General features: G+C 64.3%; 26 protein-coding genes. 17 read left to right on the top strand and 9 right to left on the bottom strand.

The genetic code is table 11. From position 1 onward, the window contains the following. Window positions 1-24: 24 nt before the first annotated feature. From cobA to U1702_RS16175, 6 genes are all read left to right on the top strand, one after another. Window positions 25-822 carry a uroporphyrinogen-III C-methyltransferase gene (cobA, locus tag U1702_RS16200; RefSeq protein WP_332726208.1) on the top strand — a complete coding sequence of 266 codons (798 nt, stop codon included), beginning with the start codon at window positions 25-27 and terminating at the stop codon, window positions 820-822. Continuing rightward, complete coding sequence (locus U1702_RS16195) at window positions 819-1115, top strand: DUF2849 domain-containing protein (protein ID WP_332726207.1); 297 nt, start codon at window positions 819-821, stop codon at window positions 1113-1115. The genes cobA and U1702_RS16195 overlap by 4 nt, the downstream gene beginning before the upstream one ends. A gap of 1 nt (window position 1116) precedes the next feature. Beyond that, window positions 1117-2748, top strand: coding sequence for a nitrite/sulfite reductase (locus tag U1702_RS16190; protein WP_332726206.1), 1632 nt, complete (start codon window positions 1117-1119; stop codon window positions 2746-2748). Further along, window positions 2741-3181, top strand: a complete 441-nt coding sequence (locus tag U1702_RS16185; RefSeq protein ID WP_332726205.1) for a DUF934 domain-containing protein — start codon at window positions 2741-2743, stop codon at window positions 3179-3181. Before U1702_RS16190 ends, U1702_RS16185 begins: the two co-directional genes overlap by 8 nt. Next, entirely contained in the window at window positions 3174-3944 is a 771-nt protein-coding gene (locus tag U1702_RS16180) for a phosphoadenylyl-sulfate reductase (protein WP_332726204.1), read from the top strand. The genes U1702_RS16185 and U1702_RS16180 overlap by 8 nt, the downstream gene beginning before the upstream one ends. A 102-nt stretch (window positions 3945-4046) precedes the next feature. After that, window positions 4047-4661, top strand: coding sequence for an undecaprenyl diphosphate synthase family protein (locus U1702_RS16175; protein ID WP_332726203.1), 615 nt, complete (start codon window positions 4047-4049; stop codon window positions 4659-4661). Between the two features lies 1 nt (window position 4662). Here U1702_RS16175 and U1702_RS16170 read toward each other — a convergent pair whose 3' ends face one another. After that, window positions 4663-5334, bottom strand: a complete 672-nt coding sequence (locus U1702_RS16170; protein ID WP_332726202.1) for a hypothetical protein — start codon at window positions 5332-5334, stop codon at window positions 4663-4665. Between the two features lie 109 nt (window positions 5335-5443). On the opposite strand from U1702_RS16170, the gene U1702_RS16165 reads away from it, so the two are divergent. After that, window positions 5444-6307 carry a hypothetical protein gene (locus U1702_RS16165; RefSeq protein ID WP_332726201.1) on the top strand — a complete coding sequence of 288 codons (864 nt, stop codon included), beginning with the start codon at window positions 5444-5446 and terminating at the stop codon, window positions 6305-6307. 21 nt (window positions 6308-6328) lie between these two features. Here the strand turns inward: U1702_RS16165 and U1702_RS16160 are convergent, their stop codons facing one another. After that, entirely contained in the window at window positions 6329-7843 is a 1515-nt protein-coding gene (locus U1702_RS16160) for a replicative DNA helicase (protein WP_332726200.1), read from the bottom strand. A gap of 93 nt (window positions 7844-7936) precedes the next feature. Here U1702_RS16160 and U1702_RS16155 point away from each other — a divergent pair, with 93 nt between their 5' ends. Genes U1702_RS16155 through dcd form a run of 5 tightly spaced genes read left to right on the top strand, consistent with a single transcriptional unit; the run spans window position 7937 to window position 10892 of the window. Then, window positions 7937-8419 (top strand): UPF0262 family protein, encoded by a 483-nt coding sequence (locus tag U1702_RS16155; protein WP_332726199.1) that lies wholly within the window; start codon window positions 7937-7939, stop codon window positions 8417-8419. Further along, window positions 8416-9090, top strand: a complete 675-nt coding sequence (locus U1702_RS16150) for a GH25 family lysozyme (RefSeq protein ID WP_332726198.1) — start codon at window positions 8416-8418, stop codon at window positions 9088-9090. The genes U1702_RS16155 and U1702_RS16150 overlap by 4 nt, the downstream gene beginning before the upstream one ends. After that, window positions 9087-9536 (top strand): cytidine deaminase, encoded by a 450-nt coding sequence (locus U1702_RS16145; protein ID WP_332726197.1) that lies wholly within the window; start codon window positions 9087-9089, stop codon window positions 9534-9536. The genes U1702_RS16150 and U1702_RS16145 overlap by 4 nt, the downstream gene beginning before the upstream one ends. 1 nt (window position 9537) lies before the next feature. After that, the gene (locus U1702_RS16140; RefSeq protein WP_332726196.1) at window positions 9538-10281 is read left to right on the top strand and encodes a hypothetical protein; all 744 of its coding nucleotides are present in this window, start codon (window positions 9538-9540) and stop codon (window positions 10279-10281) included. Between the two features lie 56 nt (window positions 10282-10337). Next, window positions 10338-10892, top strand: coding sequence for a dCTP deaminase (dcd, locus tag U1702_RS16135; RefSeq protein WP_332726195.1), 555 nt, complete (start codon window positions 10338-10340; stop codon window positions 10890-10892). A 172-nt stretch (window positions 10893-11064) separates the two neighbouring features. Here dcd and U1702_RS16130 read toward each other — a convergent pair whose 3' ends face one another. From U1702_RS16130 to U1702_RS16110, 5 genes are all read right to left on the bottom strand, one after another. Next, entirely contained in the window at window positions 11065-11427 is a 363-nt protein-coding gene (locus U1702_RS16130; protein WP_332726194.1) for a tetratricopeptide repeat protein, read from the bottom strand. Between the two features lie 169 nt (window positions 11428-11596). Next, window positions 11597-12025, bottom strand: coding sequence for an ExbD/TolR family protein (locus tag U1702_RS16125; protein ID WP_332726193.1), 429 nt, complete (start codon window positions 12023-12025; stop codon window positions 11597-11599). A gap of 24 nt (window positions 12026-12049) precedes the next feature. Continuing rightward, window positions 12050-12532 carry an ExbD/TolR family protein gene (locus U1702_RS16120; protein ID WP_332726192.1) on the bottom strand — a complete coding sequence of 161 codons (483 nt, stop codon included), beginning with the start codon at window positions 12530-12532 and terminating at the stop codon, window positions 12050-12052. Window positions 12533-12630: 98 nt separating this feature from the next. Next, window positions 12631-13398, bottom strand: coding sequence for a MotA/TolQ/ExbB proton channel family protein (locus tag U1702_RS16115; protein ID WP_332726191.1), 768 nt, complete (start codon window positions 13396-13398; stop codon window positions 12631-12633). 62 nt (window positions 13399-13460) lie between these two features. Next, a complete protein-coding gene (locus tag U1702_RS16110) occupies window positions 13461-14099 on the bottom strand; it encodes a TonB family protein (RefSeq protein WP_332726190.1) in 639 nt (212 codons plus the stop codon). 323 nt (window positions 14100-14422) lie between these two features. Here U1702_RS16110 and U1702_RS16105 point away from each other — a divergent pair, with 323 nt between their 5' ends. Continuing rightward, window positions 14423-15205 (top strand): hypothetical protein, encoded by a 783-nt coding sequence (locus tag U1702_RS16105; protein WP_332726189.1) that lies wholly within the window; start codon window positions 14423-14425, stop codon window positions 15203-15205. Window positions 15206-15234: 29 nt separating this feature from the next. On the opposite strand, the gene U1702_RS16100 is transcribed toward U1702_RS16105, so the two are convergent. After that, the gene (locus tag U1702_RS16100; protein ID WP_332726188.1) at window positions 15235-15606 is read right to left on the bottom strand and encodes a dihydroneopterin aldolase; all 372 of its coding nucleotides are present in this window, start codon (window positions 15604-15606) and stop codon (window positions 15235-15237) included. A gap of 166 nt (window positions 15607-15772) precedes the next feature. Between U1702_RS16100 and U1702_RS16095 the strand changes: the two genes are divergently transcribed. The 4 genes from U1702_RS16095 to U1702_RS16080 are packed head-to-tail and all read left to right on the top strand — an operon-like array spanning window position 15773 to window position 18677. After that, the gene (locus tag U1702_RS16095; RefSeq protein WP_332726187.1) at window positions 15773-16300 is read left to right on the top strand and encodes a GNAT family N-acetyltransferase; all 528 of its coding nucleotides are present in this window, start codon (window positions 15773-15775) and stop codon (window positions 16298-16300) included. A 10-nt stretch (window positions 16301-16310) separates the two neighbouring features. After that, on the top strand, window positions 16311-16874 hold the full coding sequence (locus U1702_RS16090; protein ID WP_332726186.1) for a DUF1285 domain-containing protein: 564 nt from the start codon (window positions 16311-16313) through the stop codon (window positions 16872-16874). A 10-nt stretch (window positions 16875-16884) separates the two neighbouring features. Next, on the top strand, window positions 16885-17487 hold the full coding sequence (locus tag U1702_RS16085) for a CoA pyrophosphatase (RefSeq protein WP_332726185.1): 603 nt from the start codon (window positions 16885-16887) through the stop codon (window positions 17485-17487). After that, window positions 17475-18677 carry a CCA tRNA nucleotidyltransferase gene (locus tag U1702_RS16080; protein WP_332726184.1) on the top strand — a complete coding sequence of 401 codons (1203 nt, stop codon included), beginning with the start codon at window positions 17475-17477 and terminating at the stop codon, window positions 18675-18677. Before U1702_RS16085 ends, U1702_RS16080 begins: the two co-directional genes overlap by 13 nt. Here U1702_RS16080 and U1702_RS16075 read toward each other — a convergent pair. Beyond that, entirely contained in the window at window positions 18623-20254 is a 1632-nt protein-coding gene (locus tag U1702_RS16075; RefSeq protein ID WP_332726409.1) for a putative bifunctional diguanylate cyclase/phosphodiesterase, read from the bottom strand. The two genes, U1702_RS16080 and U1702_RS16075, sit on opposite strands and share 55 nt — an antisense overlap. Window positions 20255-20361 lie beyond the last annotated feature (107 nt).

Here is a 20361-nt window from a genome sequence, read left to right as displayed (position 1 = left end):
GCGCCTGCGGACCATCTGGCATTCATGGCTTCCCTTCTCGATCCCTCGGCGCGTGGGCGCGTCATTCTGGTCGGTGCGGGTCCGGGCGATCCCGGCCTGTTGACCGTGCGCGCCGTCGAAGCGCTGAAAATCGCCGATGTGCTGGTGCATGACGGGCTGGTCGATCCGCGCGTGCTCGATATGGCACCGCAAGCGCATCGCATCTCGGTCGCCAAGCAACGGTCGCGGCATACGCTGTCACAGGATGGCATCAATGCGTTGATCGTCGCGCATGTCCGCACCGGCGCGATCGTCGTGCGGCTGAAGGGCGGCGACCCGTTCATCTTCGGGCGCGGCGGTGAAGAGGTCGAGGCGGTGCGTGCCGCTGGCCTGAAGGTCGAGGTGATCCCGGGCGTCAGCGCGGCGCTGGGCGGCGCGGCCGAAGCCATGCTCCCGCTCACGCACCGCGATTGGTCGAGCGCGGTCAGCTTCGTCGCGGGCCAGTGCAAGGGGTTGAGCGAACAGGACTGGTCCGGCCTTGCGGGCAAGGGCCGCACGCTCGTCATCTACATGGGCGTGAGCACCTGTCCCGATATCGCCGAAAAGCTGATGCGCGATGGCGTCGCCCCGGACATGCCGGTGGCGGTTCTCGAACGCGCCACGCTGGACGGCAGCCGTGCGATGCGCACCCTGCTCGCCGACCTCGGCCCGATGGTCGAGCGCGAAAAGGTGAAGAGCCCGGCGATCATCGTCGTCGGGGAAGTCGTCGCGCTGTCGGATGCCGAGGACAAGCTCGCCAACTGGGCGAAGAAGGCGGAAGCGATGCACGGATTCGACCTGTGAAAATCCTGACCGGAAACGACCTCGCCAGGGGCGACGTGACCTGGTGGACCGGTTCCGGCTGGTCGCGCCATGTCGAGGACGCGGTCGATGTCGCCGAAACGGGTGAGGGCATCGCCCATGCCGAGGAAGGCGCACGCCGCGTCAATGCCCCCTATGTGATCGACGCGACCGCGACCCCCGAAGGCCCGCGCCCCGCGCATATCAAGGACCGCGTTCGCGCGCTCGGCCCCACCGTGCGCCTCGACCTCACGCTAAAACCCGCCGACCCCACCGCCGGCAGCTGGGTGATCTGACATGTACAAATATGACGAATACGACCATTCGATCGTCGCTTCCCGCGTCGAGGAATTCCGCGATCAGGTGACCCGCCGCCTCGCCGGCCAGATCACCGAGGACCAGTTCAAGCCGCTGCGGCTGATGAACGGTCTCTATCTTCAGCTCCACGCCTATATGCTGCGCGTCGCCGTCCCCTATGGCACGCTCGACAGCCGCCAGATGCGCATGCTCGCCCACATCGCGCGCAAATACGACCGCGATTACGGCCATTTCACCACCCGCCAGAACATCCAGTATAATTGGATCAAGCTGGAGGACGCGCCCGACATCCTCGCCGATCTGGCGACGGTCGAGATGCACGCGATCCAGACCTCGGGCAATTGCATCCGCAATATCAGCAGCGACCAGTTTGCCGGCGCTGCGGCGGACGAAATCACCGATCCGCGCCCCTGGGCCGAATTGCTGCGCCAGTGGAGCACCTTCCACCCCGAATTCAGCTACCTACCCCGCAAGTTCAAGATCGCGGTGATCGCGGCGGATGAGGATCGCGCGGCAATGCGGCTGCACGATATCGGCATCCAGATCGTCGAGCAGGACGGTGTGCTGGGCGCGAAAGTGTTCGTCGGGGGTGGCATGGGCCGCACCCCGATGATCGCGCCGGAGATCAAGGGCTTCGTTCCGATCGAAGACCTGCTGAGCTATCTCGAAGCCTGCCTGCGCGTGTACAATCGCTATGGCCGCCGCGACAATATGTACAAGGCGCGGATCAAGATCCTCGTTCACGAAATCGGCGCCGACAGCTATCGTTCACAGGTCGAAACCGAATTCCTCGAGGTCAAGAAGCTCGGCCTCGACCCGCCCAGGGCCGAGTTCGACCGCATCGCCGCGCATTTCGCCGATCCGGCGTTCGAGACCGGCATGTCCGACGATCTCGACCGCAGCGATCCGGACTTCGCCGTCTGGCTCGACCAGAACACCGCCGCGCACAAGACCCCCGGCTACGCCATCGTCAACATCAGCCTGAAGCCCGTCGGCGGCATCCCCGGTGACGCCACGTCGGCACAGATCGACCTGATGGCCGATCTCGCCGAGCGGCACAGCTTCGACGAACTGCGCGTGACGCATTCGCAGAACATCGTCCTGCCGCATGTGAAGAAGGCCGATCTCTACGCGATCTGGCAGCAACTGGCCGATGCCGGTCTGGCCGAAGCCAATATCGACCTTATCAGCGATATCATCGCCTGCCCCGGGCTCGATTATTGCAGCCTCGCCAACGCCCGCTCGATCCCCGTCGCGCAAAAGATCGCGACGCGCTTTTCCGATCTCGGTCGCCAGCGCGAACTGGGCGAGTTGAAGCTCAAGATCAGCGGCTGCATCAACGCCTGTGGCCATCATCACGCCGGACACATCGGCATTCTTGGCGTCGATAAAAAGGGCGTCGAAAACTACCAGTTGTCGCTCGGCGGATCGGGTGCCGAGGATGTCAGCCTCGCCAAGATCACCGGCCCGGGCTTCAGCGAGGACGGCATCGTCGATGCGGTCGAGAAAGCCACCGACGTCTATCTGGCGCAGCGCGCCGAGGGCGAACGCTTCCTCGACACCTATCGCCGTATCGGCATGGAGCCGTTCAAGGAGGCGATTTATGGTTGAGGCCAGCACCAACAACGGTCTGCGCTATCGCGACGACGAGACGCATGACGAACCCGCCGTCACGCTCGACGCGTTTCTGGGCCAGACCAACGCCACCGCCGTCCGCCTCGAATCCAGCGACGACGCCCGCGAGTTGCTGCCGCATCTCGACCGACTGTCGCTGATCGAGGTGAGCTTCCCCAAATTCCGCGACGGTCGCGGCTATTCCGCCGGGCGCATCCTGCGTGAAGCCGGATACACCGGGGAACTGCGCGCGCAGGGCGATGTGCTGGTCGATCAGATTCCGCTGATGCGGCGCTGCGGCTTCGACAGTTTCGCGCCCGAAGCACCGGTGGACGAAGCCGTGCTGGCGGCCTCGCTCGCCCGCTATGACGCGGTCTATCAGATCGCGGCGGACGGCCAGGTTCCCGTGTGGAAACGGCGGCATGGCTAAAGTGTCTGCCCGCAAGATCGACCGGATCGACACGTCACCCCGCTTCGGTGAGCGTGATGCAATCCGGCTGAACAACATGTTCCGCGGCATCCCAACGGTCGAGATGCTGCGCACCGTGTTGGCCGAGCAGATGGTCGGCGACGGCGCCATCGTTTCGTCGTTCGGCGCGGAGTCGGCGGCGTTGCTGCACCTTGTCGCGTCGATCGATCCCTCGGTGCCGGTCCTGTTCCTCGATACGGGCAAGCATTTCGCCGAGACGCTCGCCTATCGCGACCAACTTGCCGCACGGCTCGGCTTGCGCGACCTGCGCATCCTGTCCCCCGATGCCGAAACCATCGCAAAACGCGACGAAACCGGCCTGCGCTGGTCCTACGATCCCGATGGCTGCTGCGAAATCCGCAAGGTGATCCCGCTGGAAAAGGCGATGGCCGGGTTCGACGCCAGCATCACCGGGCGCAAAGCGTTTCAGGCCAGCACCCGCAACGCCCTCCCCCGCTTCGAGGTCGATGCGGCGGGCCGACTGAAGGTCAATCCGCTCGCCGACTGGACCCAGGCCGATATCGAGGCGTATTTCGTGGCGCACGATCTACCGCGCCACCCGCTGGTCGCCGATGGCTATCTCTCGATCGGCTGCGCCCCCTGCACCAGCCGCGTGAAACCCGGCGAAGACCCGCGCTCGGGTCGTTGGGTCGGCTGGGACAAGACCGAATGCGGCATCCACACCCCTGTGACAGACGGCGACCCGAACCTCCCCGTTTTCTGAACGCTCGCGCTACACGGCTGCGATCGGGGACCTTCCGCCGTCCCCGGCGTTGTCTGCGAAACGGTTCGCCATCGGTCAGGCAAAACCCGCCGGAGCCACTGCATGCCCAAGGGACGTCTTCCCCGCCATATCGGCTTCATCCCCGACGGCAATCGACGTTGGGCTGCGGATCACGGCCTCGCGAAACAAGACGGTTATGCCCACGGGATCGAGCCTGGATTGCAACTGTTCGAAGCGTGCAAAAACCGCGGCGTCGAGGAAGTCTCGATCTATTGCTTCACCAAGGACAATACCAAACGTCCGGCGGCGCAAACCCAACGCTTCACTTCCGCCTCAGTCGCTTTCGCCCGAACGATCGCGGATCAGGGCGCGGCGGTGCTGGTCATGGGTGATGCGAACTCGGCAATGTTCCCGCCCGAACTCACATCCTTCCGTGAACGCACCAGCGGCGACATCAAGGTCAACTTGCTGATCAACTATGGCTGGGAATGGGACCTCGCCGGGCTGCGCGACGACGGCCTGCGCTCCGCCCAGATTTCGCGGCTGGACCTGATCGTGCGCTGGGGCGGCGGACGGCGGCTCAGCGGGTTTCTTCCGGTCCAGTCGGTGTATGCCGACTTCTACGTCTGCGACGAGCTATGGCCCGACTTCGAAATCGCCCAGTTCGACGCTGCGCTCGCCTGGTTTGCGCTGCAGGATCAAACGCTGGGCGGCTGAATCACGCGAACAGCGGTGCGACCAGCAGGATCATCATCAAGCTCACGACCATCGCAAAGCTCGCATGGCCAAAACCAACCAACGTTGACCGTTTCAGATGCGCGGCAAACCACCGCGACTGCACGATTCCGTAAACGAGAAGGGTTAGGCCAATGATCGTCAGCCCTGTCGGACCCGCCCACCAAAAACGATGCGCCGTCGTCAGCAGCGTGCCGATGCCAATCAGCAGCGCAAAGGGCGCCGCCGCATAGCATTGCGCATAAAATGCGGGGCGCAACGATTCACGGGTCAGGCGCTTGTGCTGCGCGCGCACCAGCCGCACCGCAAACATCAGCGGGAACAGGCTGAAGGTCACCAGCCGCAGCAGCACCAGACTGGTGTCGTCCTTGACCAGCGCGGCAAGCCCGTGATTGCTTCGCACCAGCGTGCTATCCCCCACGAACGCCAGCTCGAGCGCATGCGACAGCAGCAGGGACACAAGCAGAAACAGCGGCGGCGTCAGCGTATCGGTATATTGCTCCGCCGCGCTCTGGTGCAGCTCGCGATCGGAATAGTCCATCATCTCCAGCGGCCGTTGCAACACCCGCCACAAGGTGAGCGGGTAGAACACTAGCCACGACATCACCTCGTACAGCAATTCGTCGAGCGATTTCAGCAGCCCCATGAAATGCATCGTCGTGAACCTTTAACCCGGCTGTGGTGTTTGTAGGATGGTTATGGGCCGTGCCGATGCGACTCGACAAGGTTCAGACACAGGTTTCTCTTTTTGTGGGAGAATTTACATGGACCATCGCATCTTGCCGACCGCCGCCCTCGTCACCGGGATTGGCGCTTTCGCCCCTGCCGCGCTGGCGCAGGACACACCCTATGACCTGCGCGACATGGCCGGCGCACGCGCCGGACAGGCCGAGGGGGAGATTCAGCGGCGCGGCTACGTCGCGGTTCGCACCCAGACCGGCGACGATCGCAAATGGACGACCTGGTGGAACGCGCAACGCCGCCAGTGCGTGACGATTGCCACCGTCGATGGCCGCTATGAGGCGATCACGACTTCGCCCGAACCCGATTGTCGTCAACAGGCTGGCAATCGCCCTGGCCCCGCTCCCGGACGCCCCGATCGCCCCGGCTGGGACGACGACCGCCCCGTCCGTCCCGATCGTCCGGGCGGTGGCGACCGGCCCGACCGCCCCGGCGATGGCGGCGGCTGGCCCGGCGGACGACCGATCTCGATGGGCCTGATCTGCTTCGGCGAGGGCCAGAAGCCCGGCGTCGCCACCCGCTATGGCTGGCAATGGAATTATCGCACCGATCGCTATGACTTCGGCAACCGCACCGAACTCACCCGCGAACAGTTCGATGCATCGGTGACGATCCAGCTATGGGATAGCGGCGGGCGCATCCGCCTGCCCAGATCGCTGATCCCGCCGATCCATTCGGGCGGCACCAACCGCGACGGCTGGTGGGATCTCAACGACGTGTCCACCGACCGGGGTCAGATCCGCGCGACCTACCGCCTCAACGGCATGAACAAACCTCGCGTTTCGATCGATCGCCGCAGCGGGCGGATCAACATTCAGGGTTTCGCCAGCTACGCCTTCCGCGGATCGTGCGACACGATCGACGGGCGTGATCACCGGCGTTTTTGAGTCATGGGCGGGCCGTGCGGGTCAGTCCCCGTACGGCCCGCTGATATCGCCCGCGTAGTCACTAAACCGCGTGATATTCGCCTCGAACTTCAGCGTCACCTTGCCGGTCGCACCGTGACGCTGCTTGGCGATGATCAGTTCGGCCAGCCCGAAAATCCCAGCCATCTCGTTCTGCCACTTGGCGTGATCCTCGAACAATTTCGCGTCATCGCCTTCGCGCGGAATCTTCGGCTCGCGCGATGCGACGTAATAATCCTCGCGGAACACGAACCACACCATGTCGGCGTCCTGCTCGATCGACCCCGATTCGCGCAGATCCGACAGCATCGGGCGCTTGTCCTCGCGCGATTCGACCGCTCGGCTCAGCTGTGACAGCGCGATCACCGGCACACCGACATCCTTGGCCAGCGTCTTCAGCCCACGGCTGATCTCGGAGATTTCCTGCACGCGATTGCCGTCGCGGCTATTCCCGCTGCCCTGCAACAGCTGAAGGTAATCGACCACGACCAACCCCAACTCGCCATTATGCTTCGACTGCAGCCGCCGCACACGGCTGTGCAGCGCGCCAATCGTCAGGCCCGCCGTATCGTCGATATACAGCGGCAGTGTCTCCAGCTCGGCGGCCGCGCGCGCCAGCTGCGAAAATTCCGCCTGACTGATCTTGCCCATGCGCAGCGACTCAGACGAAATCTTCGACTGCTCGGACAACACGCGCAGCGCCAGCTGATCTGCCGACATTTCCAGGCTGAAGAACGCGACTTTCGCGCCGACCGACTTCTTCGGCTCAATCCCCAAGCTGATATCATCCATGAACCGCCGCGCGGCGTTGAACGCGATGTTGGTCGCCAGCGATGTCTTGCCCATGCCGGGACGTCCGGCGAGGATGATGAGATCGGAGTGGTGCAGGCCGCCGATGCGGGTGTTGATCGATTCGAACCCGGTGGTGATCCCAGCCAGACCCGCGCCCGAGCTCTGCGCCCGCTTCGCCATTTCCAGCGCGATCTTGGTCGCTTCGTTGAACGACTTGACCGTGTTGGCGGTGCCGCCGTCGGCCGCGACCTTGAACAGCGCCTCCTCGGCACGTTCGATCTGTTCGCGCGGGTTGACGTCCTCGCTGGTGTCCAGCGCCTTGTCGACCATCGTGCGGCCAACCGTCACCAGCTCGCGCAGCAACGCCAGATCGTAAATCTGCCGCGCAAATTGCCGCGATCCGATCAGTCCCGCGCCCGATCCGGTCAGCTGCGCGAGATATGCCGGACCGCCCAGCTGAGCCATCCCCTCGTCCTTCTCGAACAACGGGCGCAGCGTCACCGGCGTCGCCAGCATGTCGTTCTTGCGCAGCGTCTTGATCGCCTTGAAGATGCGGCCATGCACCGGCTCGAAGAAGTGCAAATCCTGCAACACTTCGACCAGATCGTCGGCCAGCCGGTTGTCGATCATCATCGCCCCCAGCAGCGCGGCCTCCGCCTCGACATTCTGGGGTAGGCGCGGGGCGGCATCCGCCGGGGCGGAAGGAATCGATGAAACAGTGGCCATGCCCCCTTGTCCCATCCCCGGCGGTTCGGCTCAAGCCGCACTTGCCTGTTTAACCTGTGGACGAACGACCGCTGTGACCGGTAGTGGCGGATCATGGCCGATCCCCGGATCATCGACGTCACGCTGGACGAAGGCACCATCATCTGGCGCTCGGCGGATATCGAGCAGGAGCGGCGGATCGCTATCTTCGACCTGATCGAGGAGAACAGCTTCGCGCCCGAACGCACCTATCCAGACGGCTATGCCGGACCGTACCGCATTGCATTGTCGGTGCAGGAAGGGCGGCTGGGCCTCGATATCAAGCGCGAGGACGAGAGCCTGCTCGAAACCCTGATCCTTGGCCTCGCCCGCTTCCGGCGGCCGATCAGGGACTATTTCGCAATCTGCGACAGCTATTTTCAGGCGATTCGCGCCGCCACCCCGGCGCAGATCGAGACGATCGACATGGCGCGGCGCGGCATCCATGACGAGGCCGCACGGCTGTTGATGGAGCGGCTGGAGGGCAAGATCGCCATCGACTTCGCCACCGCGCGGCGGCTGTTCACGCTCATTTGCGTGCTACATATCAAGGCATGAGACGCTTTCGGATCTGGGCAGGCATCGCGCTCGCACTGGCGCTGGTTGGCGTGTGCGCGTGGCTGTTCGTCGTGGCATGGGCGCCGGGGCGCGCGGATTATGGCGTGCAGGGCATCGACGTATCGGACGAGGATGGCGCAATCGACTGGTTTACCGTCAAGGCGATGGATGTCGATTTTGCCTATGCCCGCGCGACGATCGGCGTCGATGCCCGCGACGCGCTGTTCCACGATTACTGGGCGGGGATGTACGAGGCCGGGGTGCGGCGTGGCGCGATCCACGTCTTCTCGCTGTGTCGACTGGCGAGCGATCAGGCCGATAATTTCGTGGCGACGGTGTCGCGCGATCCCGGGGCGCTGCCGGTAGCGATCGACCTTGATTTTCACGGCGATTGCCCCGCCCGACCCGTGCGCGACGTGGTGCTGGGCGAGATCCGCACGCTTGCGGCGGTAATCGAAACGCATAGCGGCAAGCCGGTTATCCTGCGCATCAGCCCGGATTTCGAGACGCAGTACCAGATCAGCGGCGCGATCCCCCGCCCGCTGTGGAGCACCGGCAATTTCTTCCCGCCCTATTATTTCGCGCGGCCGTGGCGGATGTGGCAGAGCAGCACGCTGCGACGGATCGAGGGGGTCGATCGGCCCGTGAACTGGAATGTGGTGGCACCATGAGCGACGAACAGGCAACAATGCTGATCGTGGCGGCACGGGATGCGGCGCGAAACGCCCATGCGCCCTATTCCAACTTCGCGGTCGGCGCGGCGCTGCTGATGACCGATGGCAGCATCGTCACCGGCACCAATTTCGAGAATGCCAGCTATGGCCTGTCGCTCTGCGCCGAGACGGTCGCGGTCGCGCGCGCCAACGCGGAAGGGAAACTGCGGGAAATCGTCGCGGTCGGCATCGTCGGCGGCATGATGACCGACGGGGTTGCGCATGGGTTCGACCCGATCCGCCCGTGCGGCCGCTGCCGCCAGGTGCTGAACGAAGCGGCACAGATGGGTCGTCGCGATCTGGCGGTGTACTGCGCCGGGGCGCAGGGGGATGCGGTCGAGACGCATCTTCTGTCAGAGCTGTTGCCGCATGCGTTTGGGCCGGGCGATCTGGGGATCGGGTAACGTGATGCGACTTGCGCCGCTCCTGCTCGCGCTTTTCCTCACGGCGTGTTCCGACGAATGCAGGAGAGGTTCGGGATGTGGGGTCAGCGACGGCCCTCTAGCCAGCGATTTTGCGATCAAACCCACACTTGCTGGTGGTGACAAGCTCTCAAATCTGGGAACTGAAGGTTTGCGTGTGCTGATCGCTCCCACGTTCGGCCGCTACGCCTATTATATGTCGCTTCGACGACTGCCGTCCGGATGTCTTCCGCGCGATCGGCGGAAAGGCGACGGTTCCGACGACAGGCGCGCCTGTGGGACGACGCAGGTGGGGGTTCGCCGGACGGATCAGTTCGACCAGAGTGTAGCAACCGCCGCGTTCTTTCTGCCGGTGGAAGAGAGTGATGCGCTGTTCGAGGAGCTGGATACCGACCTGTCCCGGTGGACAGGCCCCAACTGGGGAGGAACCGACGGCACAAGCGTCGATATCGAACGCGTTCGCAATGGCCGCGTGAAATCAATGTCCAGCAACGCTTCTCCGCCGGAAGATAGCGGCAATCCGGCCGCTGCATTGCGTGGCGATTTGCTTCGCATTCTGCTCGCTTATGGCCCGTCGGGTTTCACGCCGCGATCCAGCGATTGGCACGTTCGGCGTGCCGATGAGTTGGACGACCCATGCAATGATCCCGCCCTCGCTCAACCACTCGACCGTGGGTTCGGCGTCGGCAACAGCGATTGCGACGCCAAGGCGCGCTGGCCGCAGTGAACGGGCTTGCCCTCGCCCCCCAATCCGGCGATGCCTTGAGCAGATAAGGGGCACCGATGAGCATTCTTTCCGACCGCTGGATTCGTGAACAGGCACAGCAGCACGCCATGATCGAACCGTTCGTCGAGGCGCAGCGGCGCGAGGGGTGCATCTCCTATGGCTTGTCCTCCTACGGCTATGACGCGCGCGTCGCCGACGAATTCAAGATCTTCACCAACATCGACAGTTCGATCGTCGATCCCAAGAATTTCGATTCGAACAGCTTCGTCGATCGCAAGACCGATGTCTGCGTCATCCCGCCCAACAGCTTCGCGCTGGCCCGCACGGTGGAGTATTTTCGGGTGCCGCGCGACGTGCTGGTGATCTGCCTCGGCAAATCGACCTATGCGCGTTGCGGCATCATCGTGAACGTTACCCCGCTCGAGCCGGAATGGGAGGGGCATGTCACGCTGGAGTTCTCGAACACCACGCCGCTGCCCGCGAAAATCTACGCGAATGAGGGCGCGTGCCAGTTCCTGTTCCTGAAGGGGAACGAACCGTGCGAGACCAGCTATGCCGACCGCGCGGGCAAATATATGGGCCAACGCGGCGTCACGTTGCCGCGACTTTAGAGCATGATCACCTCCGCTAGACCCAACCGTCGCCCCCGGCTTGACCCGGGGCCCGCTTCTTCGAACGGCTCGCTGATAGCAGGACCCCGGGTCAAGCCCGGGGCGACAAAAAATCACTGTGATGTCATACGTTTTAGCGCATCCGGGCGGACCGACGTCCGCCCGTAGCCAATCAGCGCGAAGCCTGACGCGCCGCGTCGAGCTGGCGCAGCCCGCGTCCCGCCACCAGATGCGACGGCGCGACCTGACCATCGGCAACGTCCATCGCCACCGGCTTTTGCGTCATCACGCGGTTGTAAATCGCGCGCGCCTCGGCATGGCGTCCGGTCTTTGAATAGACGGCGGCGAGGTTCAGCAGCACTTCGGTGCGTGCGGGAAAAATCTTCTGCTCGGCGATCAGCTTGCGCTCCGCCGCCGCATAGTCGCCACTCTGGATCGCAACGCTGGCGTTCGGGTCCTCACGAACCTGCGCATGCGCCGCGGGCATCAGGGCGAGCGGCGCGGCCAGAACAATTGAGGCGATAACGGCACGCATGACATCTTCTCCTGTTTGTTACATTTCAATGACACATACGTGTCACTAATGTTTCACACAGGCAAGTGCGTTTGCTGCAATTCATGGCGCGCAGCGCGCGCGGGCGGCGCGCACAAAAAAAGGGGCGGCCAAAGCCACCCCCTAATCGATTTGCGAACCGGAAACCGGATCAGAAGTCGTTGCGATACTGCTCGTTGCCGACAAAGCCCAGCTTGGTCACTGCCGACCGCTTGATGACTGCCAGCACCTCATCGACCTTCTCGTACCGCGCCTGCGGATCGGGCTGGAAGTGCAGCTCCGGCTCAGGGCTGATCTGGACGCTCTGGTCCAGATACTGGCGCAGCGTGACCAGATCGATCTGGTTGCCGTTCCAATAGACCAGGCCAGCCGGATCGACCGTGATCTTGTTCTTTTGCGGCTCCACCGGCGGCGGGGCCTGAGGCTCGGTATTTTGCGGCAGATCGACCTTCACCGCGTGCGTCTGCACGGGGATGGTGATGATCAGCATGATGAGAAGCACGAGCATGACGTCGATCAACGGCGTCGTGTTCATCTCCATCATCGGCTCGCCATCGTCTTTGCCGGCGCTCATTGCCATGACGTCTACTCCTGAACTTCGTTCTTATTGCGCCGGGGCGGTGCCGGGCTTCGGCTGGGAAATGAAGCCCACCTTCACGAACCCGGCATTTTGCATCGTGTAAATCACGCCACCGATGCAGCGATAGGGCGTGTTGATGTCACCGCGAATATGCACTTCCGGAATGTCGTCCGGCGTGATGTTCGTACCCAGACGATCGACCACGGCCTTCAGCTTGTCCGCACCGCGTTTCAGCAATTCACCGCTGGTGATCGGCGTCTGGTTCCAGAACACCTGGCAATTGCTGCCTTCGGGATTGCCGCGAATCGCGAGCAGAACATTCTCCGGCTTCGTCTGGGTCGGCTCGAACGCAACCTTTGGCAGTTCCAGCTCGACCGACTGGATCGCCACGGGAATTGCGATCAGGAAGATGATCAGGAGCACCAGCATCACGTCCACGAGGGGCGTGGTGTTGATGTCGGACATCGGTTTTTCTTCGGCGGACGATCCGCCTACACTCATCGCCATTGGCGCAATCCTATCTTTCGCATCCTGTCTTCGGGCAAGGACCCGGAAGCTGACCGCGCGATGGTGAGGGTCACCACCGCGCGGCCGTCAGCCTGAATTCAGGCCTTGGCAGTGGTTGCGACCGGCGGCTTCGGCGCGGGCGCCTTGCCACCGCGCGCGACCGGACGAACGCGGCCGTCCGAAGCCAGGTAACCCAGCACGTCGTTCGAGAAGCCGCTCATCTGTTCTGCGATCGTCTTGTTACGACGCTGCAGCCAGTTGTAGGCAAGCACCGCCGGAACCGCGACGACGAGGCCGAGCGCGGTCATGATGAGAGCTTCACCGACCGGACCCGCGACGGTACCGATCGAGGCATCGCCCTCTGCACCGATCTTGATGAGCGCGCGGAAAATGCCGACCACGGTACCGAACAGACCGATGAACGGTGCGGTCGAACCGACGGTTGCCAGGAACGACAGGCCGTTGCCCAGCTGCGAGTTGATCGTGCCTTCCGAACGCTGCAGCGAACCGTGCAGCCAGTCATGCGCTTCGACGGGATCGGTCAGCTCCTTATACTGGTCCTGTGCCAGCAGCGCATCGTCGACGATCTGGCGATAGGCCGAGTCCTTCTCGAGCTTCGCCGCGCCTTCGCGCAGGCTGTTCGAGTTCCAGAACGTCGCGCGGACGCGCTTATACTGGTTGAGGATCTTCTGCTGCTCGAACACCTTGGTGAACAGGATGTAGAGCGAGAAGAACATCATGACGGTCAGGATGGTGGCGGTGCCCCATGCGATCACGCCGCCTTCGTTCATGGCATGCAGGATGTCGAAATTGGTGGGCGGCGGTGCGCCGGCAGCAGCTCCGGCGGCGAGAATGGTGGTCAGCATGTGCGGTTCTTTCCCTTACAAGAATTTTCAATTTGCTGGCGCGGCCAGCTTGATGTGTTCGGTTACTCTTGGATCTGCCACCGGAAGCGCAGCGTTTTACGCCCGCCTGAGATGGGGTTGCCTGCTGCATCGAGCGCCGGCGTATACCGACCACGCCGTTCGACCAGACGGCATGTCGCCTGATCGAGTGCCGATGATCCGGACGACGAACTCACCGAGCAAGCTTCGATGCGGCCCGCCGCGTTGATTGTGAACGTGATGCCGACCGAACCCTGATCGCCAGCACGAAGCGCGGCCGGAGGATAGTCGTCATTCGTAACCCACGAGGAAGGATTACCCCTTGGAGCTGCGGCCTTGCTGATCGCTGGCGGCGCTGGCGGAGCCGGCGGCGCAGGCGGATTCGGCGGGGCCGGCGGCGTGGGCGGCTGGCTCGGCGGGATGACGTTGCTCAGGTTGATGTTCGGCGCTGGCGCCGGCACCTGAACAATCGGCTTCTGCACGACCACCGTAGTCGGCGGCGGCGGAACCGGGCTGTCTGGTGGCGGTGGCGGCGGTGGAACCTCCTCCGGCGGGGGCGGTGGCTCTTCGATGTCGAAGACGTCCATTTTCTCCGCTTTTTCCTTGATATATTTGTAAGCGAGGCCGGTTACGAACACGTAACCAGTAATGGCCAGAATTATCGCGACGATCACGATCGCCACGACTCGGCTGCCTCCTACATCACGATCTGCGTAGGCCATTCAGCAACTTAACTCCTTCATTCGGCCGCGCCGTTGCCCGGCACTCTGGCATCTTTATCGGCGTGGCTCGATCAGTGTGAGCCGCATATGCTCACCCGATAGAGGCCCGAGTCCTATCGCGGCGCTTTGCGTGACGCAAACGCTTTGTCGGACGCAATAAACGTATAATTATCATGCTGCAGAAATATTTCTGTATGGCGGCGGGACATTCGCCTACCCTGTCGGGCATGTTCCGGACCCGTTTCATCTCGCTTTTTGCCGCCATTGTCGCGGCTTCCCCCCACTTGTTGACGCCTGTGGCGGCGCAGATCGTTGCCGAGTCCGGGATGGTGCTGCCTGCCTATCCGGCGGTCGCCGATTTAATCCTCGAATCGCCCGTTGTGCTCGATGCGCGCATTCGCAGCGCCGCGCGAATCAAGGGCGCGGAGGCCGCGAACGTGCCAGCGGGGCGCGCGCGTTTCTATGTCGAGGCCGATGTGCTGGCGCTGATTCGCGCCGCCAGTGCGATGCCGACGCGGGTTGGCTATGTCGTCGATGTGCCGCTCGACGCGCGCGGCCGCGTGCCGAAACTGAACAAGCGCCGCGTGCTGCTGTTCGCGCGGCCGGTCGCGGGACAGGCGACGATGGTCCAATTGGCCACGATCGATGCTCAGCGCGACTGGTCGGCCGATCTCGATGCGATGGTGCGCCGCGTGGTGCGGGAAGTGGTGGCGAGCGACGCGCCGCCCGCCGTCACTGGCCTGGGCAACGCCTTCCATGTCCCCGGCACCTTGCCGGGCGAGGGTGAGACCCAGATTTTCGTCCAGACCGCGACCGGCGCGCCGATTTCACTGTCGATCCTGCGCCGCCCGGGCGAACAGCGCCGCTGGGCGGTGGCGCTGGGTGAGATCGTCGATGATGCCGCCGGACCGCCGCCGCGCGACACGCTGCTGTGGTATCGTCTCGCCTGCGGCCTCCCGCGCACGCTGCCGGGAACGAGCTTGTCCTCCGACGATCCCGCCAACGCCGCGATCGCGCGTGAGGATTATCAGTTCGTGATACAGCAACTGGGCGCGTGCCGGAGGTAGTTTGATCCGCTCACGCCGATGCGAACAAACTACTTCCGATACCGCACCAGCGTAATCCCTATCTTCTCGTCCGCCTCCGCGATGGCGAGCTTGACGATCTCGACCTGCACCCTCTGGATGCGCGAATCACCCGTGAACAGCGTGTCGGCGATATGGTCGGCCACCCCCTCGATCAGCGTGAAATGCACCCCCGGCGGCAACGCGCCGCTCGCCGCATGCTTCAAATCGAGATAGCTTTTCGACGCGCTGAGCGGCGTATCCGGCGCGAAATGATCGGGCGGGATCATGTCCACCGTCATCGAGATGCGCAGCGGCTGTGGCAAATGCGTCTCCTCCGAATAGACGCCGGTTAGCACCTGTACCTCGAAATCGCGTACCTGAAGCTGGAGAAGATCGTGCAACGAATATGGCCTTTTGGAAGATCGTCGCGCCAATAGGGTCCGGGCCGCGAAACGGCAATGGCGGTCGGGCCGGGGTTGCGGGGGGATTCAGCTTTGCGACAGCACCGATGACCGCTAAAGGCGCGCGCCCCCGGCATCCACCCGCCGGACGCCGGAGATTTTTGAATTGTTCGATCTGGTCCCCCTTGCCGATGTGCCGCCGGAAGCGGTCGAAGCGCTGCTCGACGCGGCGTTTGGCGCGGATCGTCACGGGCGCACCGCCTATCGTGTGCGCGAAGGGATGGCGGCGATTCCCGCGCTCAGCTTCGCGGCGCTGGAGGACGGCGCGCTGGTCGGCAGCATTCAATGCTGGCCGGTCGCGCTCGACAGCGATGATGGCGCAACCCCGATGGTGATGGTGGGGCCGGTTGCGGTGTCGCCCGCACGGCAGAATGTGGGGATCGGGCGCGCGCTGATGTGGCGATCGATCGAGGTCGCCGACGCAAGCGGCATTCCCGGCGCGGACATCCTCATGCTGATCGGCGATCCCGAATATTACGACCAGTTCGGCTTCGACGCGCAGACGACCGGCCAGTGGCAACTGCCCGGCCCGTTCGAAGCGCGGCGCTTGCTGGCGCGCGGCGCTGCGCCGGATTGCGCCGGAATCGTCGGACCGCGTGCGCGAACCCTTACCGCCGTGGCGAAAAGCGCCTAACGCCACGCAAATGCCTATGACGCCGATCCCCGACCTTGCCAGCCTGTCCCTTGCCGAAATCGCGCGGTTGGCGGACGAACAGAAACTGCCCCCGGTCGCCAGCTGGAACCCCGAACATTGCGGGCACAGCGACATGCGCATCGCGCGCGACGGCACTTGGTTTCACCAGAATTCGCCGATCGGCCGCGCCGCGATGGTGCAGCTGTTCTCGACTATATTACGCCGCGAACCCGATGGGCGGCATGTGTTGGTCACCCCGGTGGAAAAGCTCGACATCGATGTCGAGGATGCCCCGTTCGTCGCGGTCGAGATAAAGATCGAGGGCAGCGGCGAAACGGCGGAAATCGCCTTTCGCCTCAACACCGGCGACCTCGTGCCCGCCGGGCCCGACCATGCGATCCGCTTCGAGGAGCATGACGACGGTCCCCACCCCTATCTCCACGTCCGTGGCGGGCTGGAGGCGCTGATTTCGCGCGCGATCTATTATGAGATCGCCGCACTGGCGCTCGACAATGGATCGAACCCGCCGGGTATCTGGAGCCGGGGCGCGTTTTTTCCGATCCAGCCCGCATGACGGTGTCGGCGTGACGCTGGCCGATCGGTTGCGCACGGCGCTTGATGCGGCGCATGACGACGCGCCGGTGCTGTTGAGCGGCGATTCGCGCGATCTCGACATAGCCGACGACGCCGCGCCGACCCCCGCCGCCGTGCTGGTCGCCATCACCGACCGCCCCGAACCCGGCGTGATCCTCACCCGCCGCACCGATTCGCTGCGCCGCCATGCCGGACAAGTTGCCTTTCCCGGCGGCCGCATCGATCCCGGCGACGCCGGCCCGGTCGCTGCCGCGCTGCGTGAGGCGCATGAGGAGATCGGCCTGTCGCCGGATGCGGTTGAGCTGATCGGAACCGTCGATCGCTATCGCACGGTGACCGGGTTCGAGGTGGTGCCGGTGCTCGGCGTGATCGCCCCCGGCCATGTCTTTACCCCCGAACCGGGCGAGGTCGCCGCCGTATTCGAGGTGCCGCTCGGCTTCGTGCTCGATCCCGCCAACCAGATCGAGGCGAGCGTCGAGTGGCAGGGTCGTAACCGCCATTATTACGAGATCGCATGGGACGGTCATCGGATCTGGGGTGCGACCGCCGCAATGCTGGTCAATCTGTCGCGGCGGCTGCGATGGGCAGCGTAACGCTCCCTGACGCCGACTGGAGGCACTGGCCCGGCCTCGAACGGCTGACGGCGGCGCTCGGTCCCGGCACTGCCCGCTACGTCGGCGGGGCGGTACGCGACACGCTGCTCGACCTGCCCGTATCGGACCTCGATTTGGCGACCGTCCACGCGCCCGAACGGGTTGTCGAACTGCTCGAGCGCGCCGGCATCAAGGCGATTCCGACCGGCATCGCGCACGGCACGATCACCGCCGTCAGCAGCGGGACCGTGGTCGAAGTGACGACCTTGCGCCGCGATCTCACCACCGACGGCCGCCGCGCCACCGTCGCCTTTACCGATGACTGGCGCGAGGACGCCGCACGCCGCGACTTCACCATCAACGCACTCTCCGCCGACCCCGTAACGGGCGAGATATTCGACTATTTCGGCGGGCTGGCGGATCTGGAGGCGCGGCATATCCGCTTCATCGGCGATCCGCTTCAGCGCATTGCCGAGGATCATTTGCGCATCCTGCGCTTCTTCCGCTTCCTCGCGCGCTTCGGGGATCAGGCCGATCCCGACGGGCTGGCAGCCTGCACCGCCCGCGCCAACGACCTGATGGCTCTCTCGCGCGAGCGCATCCGCGACGAAGTGCTCAAGCTGCTGATCGCGCGCGACGCGGTGCGCGTGCTGCGGCTGATGATCGATCGCGGCATATTAAAGCCCGTGCTGCCGGAGATCGACAATGCCGGAATCGACCGGGTCGAACGGCTGGCGGCGCTGGAGAGCAACGCTGGCATCGATACGAGCGCGATCCGCCGTCTCGCCGCCGTGCTGCCGTCCGATTCCGCCGTCAACGAATCGGTCGGCGCGCGCCTGCGGCTGTCAAAGGCCGAGCGCCAGTCGCTTGCCAGCGCGATCCAGCCCGATCTGGCCGGAGGGGCACAGCCGCTCGCCTATCGCATCGGCGTCGATTTCGCCGTCGATCGCCTGTTGCTTGCCGGACGCGAGGCAGACGCCGCCGCAATCTGCGGCTGGACCCCGCCGCGCCTGCCGCTCACCGGCGGCGCGCTGATCGAGCGCGGACTGTCGAAAGGGCCGGAAGTCGCACATGCGCTGCGCCTGATCGAAGACCGCTGGATTGCCGAAGGTTTCCCCAACGCGGCGCGCGCCGGTCAGATCGCCGATGCGGTGGTCGCCGAATTGCTGGCGACCGGCAACAGCGCATAGGCCGCAGCGGATGGCAGCGGCTGGGCATAGAGAAAGCCCTGACCATAGGTGCATCCCAGCGCCGCGAGCGTCTGCGCCAACTCGTTGGTTTCGATCCCTTCCGCCGTCGTCCGCATGCCCAGCGCCTGCGCCAGGCTGAGCACGGCGCGCACGATCGCAATCTTGTCACGGTCGGCAAGCATGCCCGAGACGAAGCTGCGGTCGATCTTGAGCACATCGATCGGCAGCTTCTGGAGGTAGGCGAGGTTGGAATAGCCGGTGCCGAAATCGTCCATCGCCAATGTCGTACCGAGCGCTTTCAACGCGTGCATGGTGCGTGCGATATGGTCCGGGTCGGTGACCAGCGCGCTTTCGGTGAGTTCGAGCACGATGCGCCGCCCCTCCACCCCGTTCGCCGCCAGCGCCGCCTCGACCATCGGCGCGATCTGGTCGCGCTGAAGCTGGATCGCCGACAGATTGACCGCGACATTGACGCCGCAATCGCCCCCGGCCAGTCCATCCCATTCGGCAATGGTCCGCGCCGCCTCATGCATCGCCCAGCGACCCAGCGGTACGATCAGCCCCGATTCTTCGGCAACCGGAATAAAGTCGCAGGGCGAGATGACGGCACCCTGCTCGGTGGTCCAGCGTGCCAGCGCCTCGAACGACGTGATCCTGCCGGTCGCCAGGTCGCAGATCGGCTGGAAGTTGAGCGTAAGCCCGCCATTGTCGATCGCGCGGCGCAATTCGGTCTCGATACTGAACTGCACGCGCGCCAGATCGAAGGCATGCGTCTGATAAACTTCGGTCCGCCCGGTCTTCTTCGCGCGCTTCATCGCGAACTGGGCGTGCCGGATCAGGTCCTCGCCATCGGCGACGCTCGCATCGCCAACCGCGATCCCGATCGAGCAATCGACACGAATCTCGAAATCCGAAAGCCGGAACGGGGTGGTCAGCGCATTCTGTATCCGCTTCGCCACATGCAATGCTTCGGTCGGCCCGTCGTCCAGTGCCAGCTGGATGGCGAATTCATCGCCCCCGGTCCGCGCCAGCACGTCATGCGCGCGCAGCGCCCCCTTTACGCGCCGCGCAACCGAAATCAGCAATTCGTCCCCGGCAAGGCCGCCCATGCAGGAATTGACGCGGCTGAACCGGTTGAGATTGATGACCAGCACTGCATAGCGATCGATGCCCGACCGCTCGATCTCGCTTTCCAGCTGCTCGCCGAACCCGGCGCGATTGGCCAGCCCGGTAAGGCTGTCGGTCAGCATCTCGCGGCGAAGACTCCGCTGCGTGCGCAATTCGGCGGTCTGGTCGATCAGCGTCACTAGGCACCGCCCGCTCGCCTTCTGCGATGCGCGCCGCGCCATTCTGACCCGGAAATAGCGGCAATCGACGGCGTCGCCGACCTCCCAGTCAATCTCGACTTCGGTATCGTCGGACTGGATGAAGGCGGCAATGCGCGTGCCGAGCAGCGTCACCAGCGGCGACTGATCCGCCACCGTGCCCAGCCCGGCGAGGCGAAACGGTCGGTTCACCGTCTCGAACACCAGCCCACCATCTTTCAGTTCGACCACGGCCGCCGGGATCGGGAGCATGTTGAGAATCTGCGCCGTGACACTCGGGCCGAGTATACGTGCATCGTCGACCTCGATCGGCGCCAAGGCAGGTTCGGTTTTGCCCTTGGTTCGGCGGGACAACAGCA

The organism is Sphingomonas sp. LT1P40 (assembly GCF_036663835.1).
Lineage (GTDB): Bacteria > Pseudomonadota > Alphaproteobacteria > Sphingomonadales > Sphingomonadaceae > Sphingomonas.
Note: the sequence above shows the minus strand (reverse complement) of the source record. Positions and strands in the feature narration are given on the sequence as shown.

Excerpts from the sequence above, each read along its gene's own strand:
- U1702_RS16145 (WP_332726197.1), top strand. The coding sequence starts at position 9,087 with ATGAGCGACGAACAGGCAACAATGCTGATCGTGGCGGCACGGGATGCG.
- U1702_RS16080 (WP_332726184.1), top strand. The coding sequence starts at position 17,475 with ATGGGCAGCGTAACGCTCCCTGACGCCGACTGGAGGCACTGGCCCGGC.
- U1702_RS16155 (WP_332726199.1), top strand. The coding sequence starts at position 7,937 with ATGGCCGATCCCCGGATCATCGACGTCACGCTGGACGAAGGCACCATC.
- U1702_RS16125 (WP_332726193.1), bottom strand. The coding sequence starts at position 12,025 with ATGGCAATGAGCGCCGGCAAAGACGATGGCGAGCCGATGATGGAGATG.
- U1702_RS16150 (WP_332726198.1), top strand. The coding sequence starts at position 8,416 with ATGAGACGCTTTCGGATCTGGGCAGGCATCGCGCTCGCACTGGCGCTG.
- U1702_RS16180 (WP_332726204.1), top strand. The coding sequence starts at position 3,174 with ATGGCTAAAGTGTCTGCCCGCAAGATCGACCGGATCGACACGTCACCC.
- U1702_RS16075 (WP_332726409.1), bottom strand. The coding sequence starts at position 20,254 with ATGCTCCCGATCCCGGCGGCCGTGGTCGAACTGAAAGATGGTGGGCTG.
- U1702_RS16170 (WP_332726202.1), bottom strand. The coding sequence starts at position 5,334 with ATGCATTTCATGGGGCTGCTGAAATCGCTCGACGAATTGCTGTACGAG.
- U1702_RS16120 (WP_332726192.1), bottom strand. The coding sequence starts at position 12,532 with ATGGCGATGAGTGTAGGCGGATCGTCCGCCGAAGAAAAACCGATGTCC.
- U1702_RS16165 (WP_332726201.1), top strand. The coding sequence starts at position 5,444 with ATGGACCATCGCATCTTGCCGACCGCCGCCCTCGTCACCGGGATTGGC.
- U1702_RS16090 (WP_332726186.1), top strand. The coding sequence starts at position 16,311 with ATGCCTATGACGCCGATCCCCGACCTTGCCAGCCTGTCCCTTGCCGAA.
- cobA (WP_332726208.1), top strand. The coding sequence starts at position 25 with ATGGCTTCCCTTCTCGATCCCTCGGCGCGTGGGCGCGTCATTCTGGTC.
- U1702_RS16175 (WP_332726203.1), top strand. The coding sequence starts at position 4,047 with ATGCCCAAGGGACGTCTTCCCCGCCATATCGGCTTCATCCCCGACGGC.
- U1702_RS16160 (WP_332726200.1), bottom strand. The coding sequence starts at position 7,843 with ATGGCCACTGTTTCATCGATTCCTTCCGCCCCGGCGGATGCCGCCCCG.
- U1702_RS16130 (WP_332726194.1), bottom strand. The coding sequence starts at position 11,427 with ATGCGTGCCGTTATCGCCTCAATTGTTCTGGCCGCGCCGCTCGCCCTG.
- U1702_RS16185 (WP_332726205.1), top strand. The coding sequence starts at position 2,741 with ATGGTTGAGGCCAGCACCAACAACGGTCTGCGCTATCGCGACGACGAG.
- U1702_RS16190 (WP_332726206.1), top strand. The coding sequence starts at position 1,117 with ATGTACAAATATGACGAATACGACCATTCGATCGTCGCTTCCCGCGTC.
- U1702_RS16115 (WP_332726191.1), bottom strand. The coding sequence starts at position 13,398 with ATGCTGACCACCATTCTCGCCGCCGGAGCTGCTGCCGGCGCACCGCCG.
- dcd (WP_332726195.1), top strand. The coding sequence starts at position 10,338 with ATGAGCATTCTTTCCGACCGCTGGATTCGTGAACAGGCACAGCAGCAC.